Source organism: Nocardia noduli, from assembly GCF_019038455.1.
GTDB lineage: Bacteria > Actinomycetota > Actinomycetes > Mycobacteriales > Mycobacteriaceae > Nocardia > Nocardia noduli.
This window is the reverse complement of sequence record NZ_JAFMPL010000148.1, coordinates 1-15,200: the sequence shown is the minus strand read 5'-3', so window position 1 is coordinate 15,200 and position 15,200 is coordinate 1. Positions and strand designations below refer to the sequence as shown.

The window sequence follows — 15,200 nt, the reverse complement described above, 5'->3', positions numbered from 1 at the left end:
GATCCACACCGAGGCCGGGGGTGGAGTACTCGAATTTGATCTTTCCGCCCACCGTCGCGGGGTAGCCGACCTGGTAGCCGAAGGTGATGTGGCCCTTCCAGTCGCTCGCGTCGGGACCGGAGATCTTGAAGCCCGCCGACCCGTTGTGGAACCACTCCCTGGTCAACGGATTGCTGTCGAGCGGCGGCACGGAGTCGATTTTGGTGTCGGCCTGGATCGCCTCGACCGTGCGCTGGGCACGGTCGACGATGGAACTGCTGTTGTCGACCGCCGCGGCGGCCGACCCGTTCCCGAATGCCAGCCCCGCGGCGACGATCGAGGCCATGGTAAGAACTCGTACGCTCCGGGATCGGAGCCGGGTGGTTTCCCTCATCAGATTTCTCTCTTTTTCCGGACTGTGTGCTGCGTCACCATCGGCAAATGAGATGCGGCGCAGCGAGTTCAAACTAGCCGATCGACCCCCGTCACGGCCGGTCGAGTCCGACAATGACCGCTGGGGGCGCGCGCTGGGCCGAAGGCCGGGGCGGGTCGATTCGGACATAGCGGCACCCGGTCGTTCGTGGCACGATGACGCGGTGCGTATCGAGCAGACGGAGCTCGCCGACGTCCTGCTGCTGATACCGCAGCCCTTCAGGGACGATCGGGGCCTGTTCACGAGGACTTTCGACGTGGAGATCTTCGAGGAATACCTCGGCGTGCCCGGTGCGGGCGCCGCCTTCCTCCAGGATTCCCAGTCCCGTTCGGGCCGGGGTGTGGTCCGGGGTATGCACGGCAGGCGCGGGCGCGGCGAGGCCAAACTGGTGCGGTGCGCCAACGGCGCGGTGTACGACGTGCTGGTCGACATCCGTCCCGGATCGCCGAGTTTCGGTCGGCAGCAGGCGTTCCGTCTCGACGACGCCGAGTTCCACCACCTGTACGTACCGCCGGGATTCCTGCACGGATTCCAGGCACTCACCACCACGGCCGACGTGTGCTACCGCATCGATCGGCCGCACGACCCCGCCGAGGATATCGGCGTCGCCTACGACGATCCGGATCTCGGGATCGAATGGCCGCTGCCGGTCAGCGTGGTCTCGTCGCGCGACGCGGCCGCCGGGAGTTGGGAGCAGGTACTGCGGATGGTGTGGCAGGGTCACCGGGGCGCCGATTCCCAGACCATCCACGGCCGCTCGCCGCTGTGGTAGGCCGCGTCGAGTTCGGCGCGTTCCTTGAAGGTGTCGGCGGGCTTCCAGAACCCCTGGTGCTGGTAGCCGAAGAGTCTGCCCTGCCCGGCGAGCGCGCCGCAGGCGTCGGCGACGAGATCACCGCCCGGTGGCAGTAGGTCGAAGATCTCCCGGGTGAGGACGAAGTATCCGCCGTTCTCCCACAGCGGCATGCGCGAGATCGGCATGATCTCCTTGACCTCGCCGGTCGGCGTGAGGTCGACACAGTGGAACGACTGCTGCGGTGGCACCACCAGCATCGACGCGGCCGCGCCCGACGCGGTGAACCGCTCGATCATGGTGTCGAGGGGCGCGTCGGTGAGCACGTCGGCGTAATTGGCCAGGAAGACCTCGTCCTCGCCGAGATGTCCGCGCACCCGACGCAGTCGCTCCCCGATGGCCGATTCGAGTCCGGTGTCGACGAAGGTGATCGACCAGTCGGCGATATCCTCGCTCAGCAGTTCCACCCGGCCGTCACGCAGCACGAAATCATTGGAGACCGATTCCTGGTAGGTGAGGAAGTAGTTCTTCACGTGCGCGGCGCCGTATCCGAGGCACAGGATGAAATCGGTGTGGCCGTAATGCGCGTAGTACCGCATCACATGCCAGATCAGCGGTCGATTGCCCACCATCTGCATGGGTTTGGGCACCACGTCGTCGGAGCCCTCCCGCATCCGCATGCCGTACCCGCCGCAGAACAGCACGACCTTCATCGGGTTACCTCCCTGTGTCGGATGTGTGAATCTACCGCGCCGGAGGGGATTTCGATCGCCCGAAAAGGTGACGGCTTGCGCACCGCCGCACCGGCCTCGCGCGGAGCGGTCCATAGCGATCGCGTATCGCCGATGTCCGGGCTCAGCCGAGGAGGGCGAAATCATGTGTGTGGTAGCGGGTTCCGGACTACCTACCATCCGGTTTGCCGGGTAGCATCCAGCGGGCTACCGGCGCGGCTTTCGGGGATTTCCCGGGCAGGGGTCGGTGTCCGGTATTACGCGCGGTTGGATCGGATGATCTTCACGCTCTCCGCTAACTCGTGGAATACTTTGTCTCCCTTGTCATTAGATGTGTGAATCGGAATGTGGTCTGTAACAATCACCTGTCGGGCGCCGAATGACCGAACACCCCGGGCGCCTCGTGTTTGCCGAGGGGACCGGTCGATGTCGATCGGGGGCGACGATTCTCTCCCAGGGGGAGGTGTGTGTTCATGAGCTTCGAGCTCTCCGAGGGCGATGACCTCGATGTGCCGGTGTCCGCCGCTGTGTCGCCGCGATCGAACCGGGAACGCTGGCAGGCCGACTATGTGAGGCGCTTGGAAGCAACCGATTTCGCGGTGATCGTGGCGGCGGTGATCCTGGCGCAGGTCATCCGGTTCGGCGGTCCGGTGGCGCCACCGCTGGCGTGGACACTGCCGTACGAGGTGGGATACACCGTCGTCTCCGTGGTGCTCGCGGTGAGCTGGATGGGTTTCCTCGTCGCGTGCAACACCCGGTCACCGCAGGTGATCGGCAGCGGGACCGAGGAGTATCGGCGGCTCGTCTCGGCGACGCTGCGGCTGTTCGGTGTGCTCGCGATCATCTCGCTGATCTTCCAGATCGAGTTCGCGCGCGGCTACCTCGCGATCGCGCTGCCGCTCGGCCTGCTCGGCCTGATGTTCAGCAGACTGGCCTGGCGGCTACGGATCCGGGCGCGGCGGCGCACCCGGGGCGACTACCTGACCTCGGTGCTCGTGGTCGGGCCGCCGGAAGCGGCCCAGGCGATGGCGACGGCGTTCTCCCGCGATCTCGCGACCGGATACAAGGTGGTCGGCGTCTGCGTGCCGGACGGGATACCGGGCAGCGCCGGATTCGGCCTGCACGCCACCGACCGGACCGTCTCGGTGGTCGGTGACGACCGCTCGGTGGTCGACGCGGTGCGGCGCAGCGGCGCCGACACCGTCGCGGTGACCGCCACCGACTACCTGGGTCCCGTCGAACTGCGCCGGATGGCCTGGGAACTCGACCCCCTCGGGGTGGAACTCGTGGTCGCTCCCGGCGTGGTCGACATCTCCGGAGCCAGGCTCACCAATCGACTCGTGGCGGGTATGCCGATGCTGCATATCGCCAAGCCCAGGTACGACCGCGCGAAATCGACCGGCAAGGCGGTTTTCGACCTCGGTTTCTCGGCGGCCGTTCTCCTCGCGATCCTGCCGGTGCTGCTGGTCATCGCGGTGGCGGTCAAGGCGACCAGTGCCGGTCCGGTGTTCTACCTGTCGGAGCGGATCGGTCGCGGTGGCACACCCTTCCGCATGATCAAATTCCGCAGCATGTACATCGGCGCAGATCGCGACGTGGTCGATCTGATCGAGCACAACGGCGGCAATCCGGTGTTCTTCAAGTTGAAGCAGGATCCGCGCGTCACCCCGGTCGGACGATTCCTGCGCAAATTCAGCCTGGACGAACTGCCGCAATTCCTCAATGTCCTGCGCGGTGAGATGAGCGTGGTCGGCCCGCGTCCGCAGGTGCAGCGCGAGGTCGACTCCTACGACGGGGAGATGCGACGGCGCCTGCTGGTGAAACCGGGTGTCACCGGACTGTGGCAGGTGAGCGGTCGATCCGATCTCTCCGTCGAGGACGCGGTCCGGCTCGACCTGTCCTATGTCGAGAACTGGTCGATGGTGCTGGATCTGCTGTTGATCGCCAAGACGATCGGCGCGGTCGCGCGCGGCGAAGGCGCCTACTGAACATCCCTCGCGGAATCTGAACATCCCTCGCGGAATCGGGCGGCCGATTCCGCGAGGTAACGCGAATTCAGCGTCGGTCGTAGACGCTCGCGTCGTCGAGCATCGCGGCGCGCAGCATCGGCTCGGGGACGCCCATCGCCTCGACCAGGGTGAGCGCGTCGGGGCGCAGCCGGTCGACGAGTTCGTTGACGCCGCGGCGCACCGCCTTGGCCCGTTCCACCGACATGAACCGGTGCATGATGAACCAGGCCGAGTTCTCCTCCACCAGGGAGTAGACGAACAGATCGCAGACGGCCTCGGCGAGGTGGCGGGCCTCGTCGTCCTCGATATCGGCGAGGCCGTCGATGAACGCCTCCAGGACCAGGCGGTCGATATGCGCGGCACCGGCGGCCAGGATGTGATCCTGGGCGTTGTTGAACGCCTCGAACGGGCCGGTCTCCTTCGCCCGCGCGCGCAACCGGTGCGCGGCGGTGCGGACCAGGTAGTCCTCGCGATCGGCGAACAGTTGCAGCTGTACCGAGCGGCGTGACAGGTCACCCTCGTCGACCGATTCGTCGTTGCGGTCGCGCATGGTCTGGATCATCTGCCGCACCCCGGAGCGCTTGCGCACCACGTCACCGGCCATGGTCGCGGCGAATCGGACCCAGCCGAGCGCGTCCAGATCGCGGACCTCGTCGGCGTAGGAGGTGAGCAGTTCCTTGGCGACCAGCTGGGTGAGCACGACGTTGTCACCTTCGAAGGTGGTGAACACGTCGGTGTCGGCCTTGAGCGTCACCAGCCGATTCTCGGTGAGGTAGCCCGCGCCGCCGCAGGCCTCGCGGCATTCCTGGATGGCGCGGGTGGCGTGGCGGGTCTGGGCGACCTTGAGTCCGGCGGCGCGCTTCTCGAGCGACCGCTGTGCCTCGGGATCGAGATTCTGTCCGGTCTGGACCAGATGCATGCGCCGCACCAGGTCGTTCTGGGCGAACGCCAGCGCGAACGAGCGCGCGATCAGCGGGAACAGCCTGCGCTGATGGCTGCGGTAGTCCATCAGCAACGTCTCCTCGCCGGTGTCGGGGTCGGAGAACTGACGCCGCTCGAGCGCGTAGCGCACCGCGATACTCAGCGCGACCCTGGCGCCCGCCGCCGCCGCGCCGCCGACGCTGACCCGGCCGCGCACCAGCGTGCCGAGTGTGGTGAAGAAGCGCCGGCTCGGATTCTCGATATCGGAGGTGTAGCTGCCGTCGGGAGCGACGTCGGCGTAGCGGTTGAGCAGGTTCTCCCTCGGCACGCGCACCTGATCGAACACGATGCGCCCGTTGTCGACCCCGGGTAGACCGCCTTTGAGGCCGTCGTCGTAGGTGGTGACGCCGGGCAGATCCGCGCCCTGCTCGTCTCGGATCGGCACCAGCAGACAGTGCACGCCCCTGTTCTCACCGTCGGTCACCAGTTGGGCGAAAACCGCCGCCATCCTGGCGTGCTCGGCCGCGCCGCCGATGTAGTCCTTGCGGGCCGACGGTGTGGGGGAGTGGATGACGAATTGCTCGGTGGCCGGATCGTAGGTCGCGGTGGTCTCGATATTGGCGACATCGCTGCCGTGGCCGGATTCGGTCATCGCGAAACAGCCGAGCAGGTCGAGGGAGATCAGCCGTTCGATGTACTCCCGGTGCCGTTCGGTGCCGAGATTCTCCACCGCACCGCCGAACAGCCCCCACTGGACGCCGGATTTCACCCACAGCGACAGATCCGCGTAGGCCAGCATCTCCAGTCCGGTCACGGCGGCGCCGGGTTCGCCGGTCCCGCCGTTCTCGCGGCGGAATCCACGCTCGGCGATGCCCATGGTCGAGATGGTGCGCATCTGCTCGAGGACGCGGGCCCGCGCGGCCTTGTAGTCCAGGTGCGGATCACCGGCGAATTCGTCGCCCGCGAGCTGTTTGCGTGCCTCTTCCCTGACGTCGCCCCAGGGGCCGTCGAGTGCCGCACGAAGGTGATCTGCCGTCGATGAGCTGCCGGTGTCCATAACCCGACGATAGCCCGCACGATCGGAGGCAAACCGCTGTCACGACAACTGTGATCCAACTCTTGCCGCACGACTGAACAAGTGTTTAAGATGCTAAACATGTGTTCAATCGAGCTCCGGATCACGACGATCCGGTATCGCGAAGATCCGCCGATCCGATGACCTCGGACCTGACAACGGCCGCGCGTATCCGTGACGCGGCGATCGACGTCTTCGGTGCGAACGGATTCCAGGTCGGCGTCAGGGCGATCGCCGCCGCGGCGGGGGTGTCCCCCGGGCTGGTGAACCACCACTTCGGCTCCAAGGACGGATTGCGCGCGGTCTGCGACGAGAGAGTCCTCGAGATCATCAGGGTCGAGAAGGGCAAGGCCATCGCGGCGCCCGGCCCGACGGGCATGATCGACGCCCTGGCCGAGATCGAGGTGTACGCCCCGGTCGTCGCGTATATGTTGCGCAGTTTCCAGGCGGGCGGATCGCTGGCCGAATCACTGCTGGAGCACATGATCTCCGACGCCGAGAAATATATGCAGGACGCGGTGGACGCGGGCAGGCTCAAACCGAGCCGCGATCCGGCCGCCCGCGCCCGCTACATCGTGCTCTGCCATGTCGGAGCCATGAACCTGTATCTGCAAATGCGTGTGCAGCGTGAGGGAAAGATCGACTACCGCAAGGCGATTCGCGATATCGCCGAGGAGACCACCTTCCCTGCGCTCGAGCTCTACACGCAGGGAATGCTGACCGATTCCACACTGCTGGACGCACTCGACGAGGAGCGATGATGGCCGATTCAGCTACTGCACCGGTAATCGAGATCACTGATCTCCGTAAGACATTCGGACATGTCGCGGCCCTGGACGGGCTGAACCTGTCGGTCGACGAGGGGGAGATCCACGGTTTCCTCGGGCCGAACGGTGCGGGGAAGTCGACGACGATCCGGGTGCTGCTCGGGATCCTGCGCGCCACCGGGGGGCGTGCGAGACTGTTCGGCCGTGACCCGTGGACCGACGCGGTCGCCCTGCACCGTGACATCGCCTATGTGCCGGGCGATGTCACGCTGTGGCCGTCGCTCTCGGGCGGGGAGACCATCGACCTGCTCGCCCGCATGCGCGGCGGTATCGACGTCGGACGGCGGGCCGAGTTGATCGAACGGTTCGACCTCGATCCGCGCAAGAAGGCGCGTACCTACTCCAAGGGCAATCGGCAGAAGGTCGCGTTGGTCTCGGCCTTCGCCTCGAATGTGGGACTGCTGCTGCTCGACGAGCCGACCTCGGGCCTGGATCCGTTGATGGAGCAGGTATTCCGCGAATGCACCCGCGAGGCGCGGGAACGCGGCGCGACCGTCCTGCTCTCCAGCCACATCCTGTCCGAGGTGGAGGCGCTCTGCGATCGGGTGACCATCATCCGGTCCGGACGCACCGTGGAAAGCGGATCGCTGTCGGAGATGCGCCATCTCTCGCGTACCTCGATCACCGCCGAATTACTCGGTGACCCGGGCGATCTCGCCAGAATCGCCGGTGTCGACGATATCGTGCGCGACGGTTCGACACTGCGCTGCCAGGTCGACGGCGAACATCTGGGCGAACTGATCCGGGTACTCGGCGACACCGGGGTGCGCAGCCTCACCAGCGCGCCGCCCACCCTGGAGGAGTTGTTCCTGCGCCACTACCACGTCGACGGGGTCGACGTGGCGGGAGAGAAGGTGCGGGCATGACCGCCGTCACCGCCGAACGCGGTTTCACCGCACCGGTTCTGCGCGGATCGACGGATTTCGCCGGTACCGCGCAGATGTTGCGGCTCTACCTGCGCCGTGACCGGATCGTGCTGCCGCTGTGGGTGCTCGCCTTCGGACTGCTGCCGACCTTCTACGTGGCCAGTACCGAAAGCGTGTACAGCACCCAGGCCGAACTCGACAACTACGCGAGGTCCATCACCGACAGTCCCGCGCTCGTCGCGATGTACGGCCCGGTCTTCGGGACCGATATCGGCTCGATCGGGTTGTGGAAGGCGGGGCCGTTCTACGCGCTGATCGCGATCGCGGTCATCCTCACCGTCATCCGGCACACGCGGGTCGAGGAGGAGACCGGGCGCGCGGAACTGGTCGGCGCCACCAGTATCGGCCGCTACGCCGGACTCACCGCCGCGCTGACCATGACGGCCGTCGGCTGCGTACTCGTCGGTGTACTGGCCGCGCTGACCTTGCTGAGCAGCGGTCTGCCGCTCGCGGGTTCACTGGCCTACGGCGCCGCCCTCGGCGGTTCCGGGCTGGTCTGGGCCTCGGTGGCCGCGATCACCGCGCAGGTGAGTACCGGCGCGCGGATCGCGCGTGGAATCGCCTTCGCCGCGTTGGGTACGGCGTTCGCGCTGCGCGCGGTCGGCGACGCGGGTAACGGCGTGCTGTCCTGGTTGTCGCCGCTGGGCTGGTGCGTCAACATGCGTCCCTACGCCGACGAACGCTGGTGGGTGCTGATCCCGCTGCTGACTGTCGCGGTGCTGAGTACCGCCGCGGCGTACCTGCTGCTCGGTCGCCGCGACACCGGATCGGGACTGCTCGCCGAGCGGCCCGGCCCGCCACTGGCCGCCGCCGGGCTGTCCGGCGCGACCGGTCTGGCCTGGCGACTGCACCGTGGCACCCTGTTGGCCTGGTCGGTCGGATTCCTGCTCTACGGCCTGCTGATGGGCGGGGCGATCGACAGCGTCGGCGAGATACTCGGCGACAGTCAGCAGGTCAAGGATGTGCTGGCGCGGATGGGCGGCACCGAGCAGTTGCAGAATTCGTTCATCACCTTCGCGGTGTCCTTCCTCGCCATCGCCGCGGCGGCCTATTCGATCTCGGCGGTGCTGCGGTTGCACGAGGAGGAGACCACCCAGCGCGCCGAGACCACCCTCGCCGGTGCCGTCGGCCGCGGCCGATACGCCTCGAGTCACCTGCTCTTCGCGCTGCTCGGCCCGGTGGTGCTCCTGTCGATCGCCGGTCTGTGTATCGGCGGGGTCTACGGCGCGATGGACGGCGGGTTCGCCGACAAGATCGGCGACGGACTCGGCGCGGCGCTGGTCCAGGTGCCCGCCGTGTGGGTGATCACCGGAATCGCGATGGCCGTCTACGGCCTGGCCCCTCGGTTCGCCCCGACGGCGTGGGGCGTGCTCAGCGCGATGCTGATCATCTTCTTCCTCGGAGCGCTCGACGGACTGCCGCAGTGGCTCATCGACGTGGTGCCGTTCGTGCACCCGCCGAAACTGCCCGGTGCGCCGTGGCAGTGGTCGCCGATCCTGTGGCTGCTCGCCGTCGCGGCGGTGCTGCTCGGTGTCGGGGTCGCCGGATTCCGCCGCCGCGACCTGCGCTGATCTCGGTGCTCAGCTCGCGGGCGGCGCGTATTCGGCCAGGCGACGGTCCGGGCCGTCGTAGGCCGCGAGTCCCAGTTTGCCCGCGAGTCTGCCGATGTAGCCGCGCACGACATCGGCCTCGAGGTCGGGAAGTCCGAAAACGACCTCGGTGACGCCTGTTTCGGCCCACCGGGCCAGTTGGTCGGCGTCGTGGCGGCCCGCGAGGGCGATGATCTCCGGTGTGCCGTCGCGGCCGTTGTCGCGCCAGATCCGGTGCAGCAGTGCGATCTTGTCGTCGAGTACGCCCTCGGTCGGCGTGGTGAGCCAGCCGTCGGCGTTCTTCGCCAGCCAGGTGAAGGATTTCTCGCCGCCCGCCGCGCCGAGAATCACCGGGATGTGCTTGCTGGCGGGTTTGGGCCACGACCAACTCGGACCGAACGTCACGAATTCGCCGTCGAACGCGGCTTCCTCGGTGGTCCACAGCGCGCGCATGGCCGCCAGATGTTCCCGCAGCACCGTGCGGCGTTTACCGACGGGCACGCCGTGATGGGCGAGTTCGTCGGTGTTCCAACCGAATCCGACACCGAGGCCGACCCGTCCGCCCGCGAGATGGTCGAGCGAGGCGATGGTCTTGGCGAGTGCGATCGGATGGTGCTCGGCGGGTAGCGCCACCGCCGTCGACAGGGTGATCCGGTCGGTGACCGCGGCCGCCGTCGCCAGCGCCACCCACGGATCGAGGGTGCGCAGGTAGCGATCGTCGGGCAACGTGGCGTCGCCGGTGGTCGGGTGCGCGGCCGCGCGGACCACCGGGATGTGGGTGTGCTCGGGCACGTAGAACGAGTCGAATCCGCTCCGCTCGGCGGTGACCGCCGCCACGGTGGGCGAGATGCCCCGATCACTGGTGAACAACACGATTCCGTACCGCACCGGCTCCGCTCCCATCGGTCGAATTAGAACAAGTTCTACCACTGTCCCGATGTTCGCACCAAGAGTTCGCGCGCCGAGCCCGATCGACTCGAATCCGATATCCGGGCGTTGAACCGGCTGGTCGGTTGTGATCTCGACACGCGTTTCCCAGGCGCGGATGCGCGATCGCCGGGTCGTTGACTACCTTCGCGAGCATGGGTCTTGACGCACTTCCGGGAGCAGGCGAGACGATATCCCCGTCCGGGCACACCGGTCGCCGGGGCCGATTACGCGGCAGGCGGGTGCTGCGGGTGCCGGTGGTCACCCAGGCGGTCGGCCTGCTCGTCGCGGACCGGCAGGCGATGGCCGACACCATCGTCTCCGCCCCCACACCCCTGCAACCGATCGACCTCGCCGACGACGCGCGCGTCGCCGAGGTGCTCGATCTCGCGGTCCGGGTCGGGGAGGTCGTGTTGGCTTCGGGGACCGGCGTGATCGACACCAGCGCCCAGGTCCGCTTCATCGCGGCCACCTACGGCCTGGCGCGCTGCGATATCGATGTCACCTACGACGCGATCCGCATCTGGGCCGATCGGGGCCCACGGTTACCGCCCGCGAGCACCATGCGGGTGGTGCACTACCGCTCGCTGGATTTCACCAGGCTCGCGGCCGTCGACCGGCTCACCCGCCGCATCCGCACCCAGGTCGTCGCCCCCCACGACGCTCGCGCCGCACTCGACGCCATCACCACCGCACCGCACCCCTACCACCGCTGGACCGCCACCTTCGGTTGGTCGCTGCTCGCCGCGGCTATCGGCGCGCTGCTCGGCGGCGGCTGGTTGGTTGCCGCGGTCAGTTTCGGCACCACCCTGCTCATCGACCGGGTGAACCGGGTACTCAACGGCTACGGTCTCCCGTTCTTCTTCCAGCACGTGGCGGGTGGCGCCGTCGCGGCGACGCCCGCCATCATCCTGTCCACCTTCGCGGAACCACTCGGGATCACCGCCGATCCCACCCTGATCGTCGCCGCCGGGATCACCGTGCTGCTCAGCGGTCTGCAATTGGTCGGCGCGGTGCAGGACGCGATCACCGGCGCGCCCATCACCGCGTCGGCGCGACTGCTCGAGGTCATGATGATGACCGGCGGCATCGTCGCGGGCATCGTGTTCGCCCTCAGATTCGGACAGGTACTCGGCGCGACGGTGCCCTCCATCGAGATGAGCGTCGGGCGCGACATCACCGATCTACCGGTCAAACTGGTCGCGGGCGCGGTGGCCGCGTTCGCCTTCGCCCTGGCCTGCTACGCGGAACGACGCGCGCTGGCCGCGGCCGCGATGGGCGGCGCGGCGGGCATCATCTGCTTCCTGCTCGTCCAGCAGGCCGGATTCGGGCCGATCATCTCCTCCGCTGTCGCCGCCACCGTGGTCGGTCTGGCCGGTGGTCTGATGGCGCGCCGGTCGTTGACGCCGCCGCTGGTCGTCGCGGTCGCGGGCATCACGCCCCTGCTGCCGGGCCTGAAGGTGTACCGAGGGCTCTACGCCGTGCTCACCGACGAACTCCTGCTCGGGATCAATCAACTGCTCGCGGCCTTCGGCGTCGGTTGCGCGCTCGCGGCGGGTGTCACCCTCGGCGAATGGTTCGACCGCACCCAGTTGCGGCCGCGGATCCTGCGCCGATTCGGTTCGCTGCGCAGGCCGATCGTGCGCAGGCGCAGACGCGCGTCCGCCGCGGGGTAGACCCCGGTTCGGGGCGGCCCGTTCATCCCGAACCGAACAACTGTGCGCGGGCGGTCGAACCGGTATGGTCGGTGCGACTGGTAAGGGTATCCATAGAAGATGCTCGCGGCGACGGTGAGGTGGTTCGGATATGTCGGATGAAACAGTGTCGTTCTCCGCTGCGCTCCGTTCGGCGACCGCACGGCAACACGCCGAGGCCGAGAATTCCTCGTTCATCGGCGAAATGCTCGGCGGGACGCTCGGTATCGCGTCCTACCACCGCTATACCGCCCAGCTGTGGTTCATCTACCGTGCGCTGGAATCGCACTGGGAGGTGCTCGCCGACGATCCGGTCGCCGGGCCGTTCATCCGGCCGGAACTGGCGAGGACACCCGAACTCGAGCGTGACCTCGCGCACCTGATCGGACCGCGTTGGCGCGACGAACTCGCCGCGCTGCCCGCGACCACGGCCTACGCCGCGCGGATCGAGGAATGCGCACGACAGTGGCCAGCGGGCTATGTCGCCCACCACTACACCCGCTACCTCGGTGACCTGTCCGGCGGACAGGTCATCCGCGGTACCGCCGAGAAATTGTGGGATCTGCCGCGCCGCGGCGACGGCGTGCGGTTCTATGTCTTCGACGGCATCGACAACCCGGCCGCCTTCAAGCGCGAATACCGTCTGCTGCTCGACGGGTTGGCGGTCGACGACCTCGAACGCCGCCGCGTGATCGACGAGGGACAGCGGGCATTCGCCCTGAACACCGCGGTCTTCGCCGAACTCGCCGTCGAATTCCCCGCCCGCCGTCCTTCCTGAGAGATCAGCCCGGGCCGTAGCTCAGGATCGCCATGATCACGATCCACACCACCCACGCGACCCCGATGACCATGCCGATGGTCAGCAACGTCCGCATGAAGGCTCGGCCCATATCGATGTCACCGGCCTCGGTCGGATACAGCTTCCACGGGCTGTACCAGGGCGCCTGGATGAGCGGCGGTTTCGCGTCGCGCTCGGCCTGGGCCAACTCCTCGGCGTAGGCCTCGGCCTGCGCCTGCTGCGGGCCGCCGTGCCACAGGGTGATATCGATCGGCCCGATGAAACCCTCGTGCAGCAACTCCTGCGGTGCGGGCAGATACGGCAGGATGCCGAGTCCGCGGAACGCGACCGCGACATCGTTGGCCGTCCACAGATGCTTCTCCGACTCCGACAGCACCTCGAAATAGTGGCGCAGCCTGCCCGGATCGTTGCCGAGGATGACATCGAAACTCGGGTCGTTCCACGCCTGCTGGATCTTCAGCTGCGCGCCGCGCGACGGAACGATGAGCGCCACGCCGTGGACCGCGCGCTGGCCCAGGCCGCGCGCGGCGAGCCAGTTCTGTAGGGCGAAGGTGTGCTCACGGGATTTGTCCAGCGGTGTGCGCCGGTCCCTGCCCTCCAGGGTCGCCGCTTCGCCGTCGATCGTCCACGGACCGTTGAGCGGAATATCCAGCACACCGTCCTGGCGCGCGGACAACGCCTCCGCCTCGATCACCACGCAACTGGTCGGCGTCCAGACCACCGCGTCGAACTGATGCAGTCGATCCTCGTGGAACAGACTGCAATTGATCGTCGCAACCCCGTGCGGGCTGCCCGGATCCTTCCAGGTGCGCAACCAGTCGATCAGTGCCCGTTCGGCATTCGTGCCTGCCGGGTTCTGCACTCGCACGAGCATTCGCGACCGCCCTTCACGTCGTCACTCGACAGTGCACAGGATACGAGCAATTCGGCCACCCGCGCCGCAGACACGGTTAGGCGGGCAGTTCGGCGGCCAGTTTTCCGGCCTGCACCGCGGCGACCAACTCGGCGTGATCGGCCTCGGTGCGGTCGGCGTAGCGGACCGCGAACGCGCTGACCGCGTCGTCGAAACTCTCGTCGCCGTCGAGATATCCGGAGGTCGAGCGGGGATCGAGGGACCGCGAATGCGCCCGTGCCAGCAGTGCGCCCGCCAGCCTGCCGTAATCGTCGAGATCATCGGCGTCGAGTCCGGCCGGATCGATGGCGCCTTTGAGATTGCGGAACTGGCGCACGATGAACGGCAACTCCCGCTCGCCGAGCACGATCGAGGTCCAGCCGAGCAGGATATCGGTCTCGGCTTGAACGTGCCTGGCGCCCTGGACGATTCGCTCGCCCTCGTGCCGCTCCGGGCGCGGCGGCAGATACGGGGCCAGCGCCGAGGGGATGGACTGCTTCAGTTGCAGCACCAGCGATTCCCCGTCGTTGCCGTGCAGCAGCGCCACGTAGCTGTGCAACCCGACGCTGCCGGTGCCGACGATACGGAAAGCGATGTCGGACACGGCGAATCGGGTGATCAGATTGCGTCGCGACTCGCGCAGCGTGGCGACGTAGCGTTCGAGACCGTCGATCACCGCCTCGGCGACCTGCTCGTCCACGGCGGTGAGAACCGGGGGGTCGCTCACGAATCGATGTTTGCGGACACCGGTCTCGTGGTCATCGATATGCTCGGTCCACTTCGAGGCCACCTTGGCGCTGGTGTTCTTGCGCGCCTTCTTGGCCGCCTTCTTGAAATTGTCCAGCAGATCGTCGGCCTTTGCCGCGCTGAGCACCGACTCGTCCGGCAACGCGGTCCACGACTCCATGAACGGCATCTCGGCGAGCCGATCGATCGCGGTCCGGTAGGAGGTCGCCGCGTCACGCGCCGCGGCCCGGCAGGCGTCCTCGGCGACACCGGACTCCCGGCCCGCCAGCACGAGACTGGCGGCGAGACGTTCCAGGTCCCACTCCCACGGTCCGAGGATCGTCTCGTCGAAATCGTTGATATCCATGACGATTTCGCCGCGCTGGGTGCCGTACAGGCCGAAATTGGCGGCGTGGGCGTCGCCGCAGATCTGCGCGTCGAGCCCGCTCACCGGACTGTGCGCCAGATCGGCCGCCATCAACCCGGCCGCACCACGGTAGAACGTGAACGGTCCCGACATCATCCGGCCCACCCGCAACGGGACCAGATGCGGCAGCCGATCGGCATGGCTGGCCTCGAGGAATTCCAGCACCCCCGGACGTCGCGGGCCGACGGCGTCGCGGTCGCGCGCGGTCACCGGGACACGCTCGCGCAGCGCGCGCCCACGAGCCCGCACCTCTTCGGCGGGGACGAAGTTCCGTAGGTCGCTACGGTCGCTACCACTGTCTGACACAGATCGGAACTCTAGCTGGGAGTTCTCGCGGTCGCCGACCGTCGGCGGCCGAGGCGTCGCTCAGGCCGTCGGGGTCGGGTCGGCCCTGTCGGCTCGCAGGGCGGGGTCGACGGGGGTGAGCGGGAGCAGCAGGGCGCCGGGGGCCGTAT

Annotated in this window: 13 protein-coding genes; 7 read left to right on the top strand and 6 right to left on the bottom strand. The window is 67.6% G+C overall.

The features are described from left to right. Positions 1 to 325, bottom strand: a 325-nt coding sequence (locus tag JZ792_RS38405) for an MspA family porin (protein WP_216917811.1), incomplete at its 3' end; no start/stop codon positions are given. A 250-nt stretch (positions 326 to 575) separates the two neighbouring features. Between JZ792_RS38405 and rfbC the strand changes: the two genes are divergently transcribed. Next, positions 576 to 1,184 (top strand): dTDP-4-dehydrorhamnose 3,5-epimerase, encoded by a 609-nt coding sequence (rfbC, locus tag JZ792_RS38400; RefSeq protein ID WP_216917810.1) that lies wholly within the window; start codon positions 576 to 578, stop codon positions 1,182 to 1,184. On the opposite strand, the gene JZ792_RS38395 is transcribed toward rfbC, so the two are convergent. Next, positions 1,133 to 1,915, bottom strand: coding sequence for a glycosyltransferase family protein (locus JZ792_RS38395; RefSeq protein ID WP_216917809.1), 783 nt, complete (start codon positions 1,913 to 1,915; stop codon positions 1,133 to 1,135). The genes rfbC and JZ792_RS38395 overlap by 52 nt on opposite strands. Before the next feature lie 491 nt (positions 1,916 to 2,406). Here JZ792_RS38395 and JZ792_RS38390 point away from each other — a divergent pair, with 491 nt between their 5' ends. After that, positions 2,407 to 3,921, top strand: a complete 1,515-nt coding sequence (locus JZ792_RS38390) for a sugar transferase (RefSeq protein ID WP_216917808.1) — start codon at positions 2,407 to 2,409, stop codon at positions 3,919 to 3,921. 67 nt (positions 3,922 to 3,988) lie between these two features. Here the strand turns inward: JZ792_RS38390 and JZ792_RS38385 are convergent, their stop codons facing one another. Further along, the gene (locus JZ792_RS38385) at positions 3,989 to 5,920 is read right to left on the bottom strand and encodes an acyl-CoA dehydrogenase family protein (protein WP_216917807.1); all 1,932 of its coding nucleotides are present in this window, start codon (positions 5,918 to 5,920) and stop codon (positions 3,989 to 3,991) included. 158 nt (positions 5,921 to 6,078) lie between these two features. On the opposite strand from JZ792_RS38385, the gene JZ792_RS38380 reads away from it, so the two are divergent. Genes JZ792_RS38380 through JZ792_RS38370 form a run of 3 tightly spaced genes read left to right on the top strand, consistent with a single transcriptional unit; the run spans position 6,079 to position 9,262 of the window. Further along, positions 6,079 to 6,699 carry a TetR/AcrR family transcriptional regulator gene (locus JZ792_RS38380; RefSeq protein ID WP_216917806.1) on the top strand — a complete coding sequence of 207 codons (621 nt, stop codon included), beginning with the start codon at positions 6,079 to 6,081 and terminating at the stop codon, positions 6,697 to 6,699. After that, positions 6,699 to 7,631 (top strand): ABC transporter ATP-binding protein, encoded by a 933-nt coding sequence (locus JZ792_RS38375; protein ID WP_308165619.1) that lies wholly within the window; start codon positions 6,699 to 6,701, stop codon positions 7,629 to 7,631. Before JZ792_RS38380 ends, JZ792_RS38375 begins: the two co-directional genes overlap by 1 nt. Continuing rightward, positions 7,628 to 9,262 carry an ABC transporter permease gene (locus tag JZ792_RS38370; protein WP_216917804.1) on the top strand — a complete coding sequence of 545 codons (1,635 nt, stop codon included), beginning with the start codon at positions 7,628 to 7,630 and terminating at the stop codon, positions 9,260 to 9,262. Before JZ792_RS38375 ends, JZ792_RS38370 begins: the two co-directional genes overlap by 4 nt. Before the next feature lie 9 nt (positions 9,263 to 9,271). Here JZ792_RS38370 and JZ792_RS38365 read toward each other — a convergent pair whose 3' ends face one another. Further along, a complete protein-coding gene (locus JZ792_RS38365; protein WP_216917812.1) occupies positions 9,272 to 10,168 on the bottom strand; it encodes a TIGR03619 family F420-dependent LLM class oxidoreductase in 897 nt (298 codons plus the stop codon). Between the two features lie 194 nt (positions 10,169 to 10,362). Between JZ792_RS38365 and JZ792_RS38360 the strand changes: the two genes are divergently transcribed. Further along, the gene (locus JZ792_RS38360; protein ID WP_216917803.1) at positions 10,363 to 11,883 is read left to right on the top strand and encodes a threonine/serine exporter family protein; all 1,521 of its coding nucleotides are present in this window, start codon (positions 10,363 to 10,365) and stop codon (positions 11,881 to 11,883) included. 130 nt (positions 11,884 to 12,013) lie between these two features. Continuing rightward, positions 12,014 to 12,679 (top strand): biliverdin-producing heme oxygenase, encoded by a 666-nt coding sequence (locus JZ792_RS38355; protein ID WP_216917802.1) that lies wholly within the window; start codon positions 12,014 to 12,016, stop codon positions 12,677 to 12,679. A 4-nt stretch (positions 12,680 to 12,683) separates the two neighbouring features. Here JZ792_RS38355 and JZ792_RS38350 read toward each other — a convergent pair whose 3' ends face one another. After that, positions 12,684 to 13,562, bottom strand: a complete 879-nt coding sequence (locus tag JZ792_RS38350) for a nuclease-related domain-containing protein (RefSeq protein WP_308165618.1) — start codon at positions 13,560 to 13,562, stop codon at positions 12,684 to 12,686. Positions 13,563 to 13,650: 88 nt separating this feature from the next. After that, on the bottom strand, positions 13,651 to 15,051 hold the full coding sequence (locus JZ792_RS38345; RefSeq protein WP_216917800.1) for a DUF2252 domain-containing protein: 1,401 nt from the start codon (positions 15,049 to 15,051) through the stop codon (positions 13,651 to 13,653). Positions 15,052 to 15,200 lie beyond the last annotated feature (149 nt).

Bases quoted from the DNA above. Each gene is read 5' to 3' on its own strand.
- JZ792_RS38395 (WP_216917809.1), bottom strand. From the start codon at position 1,915: ATGAAGGTCGTGCTGTTCTGCGGCGGGTACGGCATGCGGATGCGGGAG.
- JZ792_RS38390 (WP_216917808.1), top strand. From the start codon at position 2,407: ATGAGCTTCGAGCTCTCCGAGGGCGATGACCTCGATGTGCCGGTGTCC.
- JZ792_RS38385 (WP_216917807.1), bottom strand. From the start codon at position 5,920: ATGGACACCGGCAGCTCATCGACGGCAGATCACCTTCGTGCGGCACTC.
- JZ792_RS38380 (WP_216917806.1), top strand. From the start codon at position 6,079: ATGACCTCGGACCTGACAACGGCCGCGCGTATCCGTGACGCGGCGATC.
- JZ792_RS38375 (WP_308165619.1), top strand. From the start codon at position 6,699: ATGGCCGATTCAGCTACTGCACCGGTAATCGAGATCACTGATCTCCGT.
- JZ792_RS38370 (WP_216917804.1), top strand. From the start codon at position 7,628: ATGACCGCCGTCACCGCCGAACGCGGTTTCACCGCACCGGTTCTGCGC.
- JZ792_RS38360 (WP_216917803.1), top strand. From the start codon at position 10,363: ATGGGTCTTGACGCACTTCCGGGAGCAGGCGAGACGATATCCCCGTCC.
- JZ792_RS38355 (WP_216917802.1), top strand. From the start codon at position 12,014: ATGTCGGATGAAACAGTGTCGTTCTCCGCTGCGCTCCGTTCGGCGACC.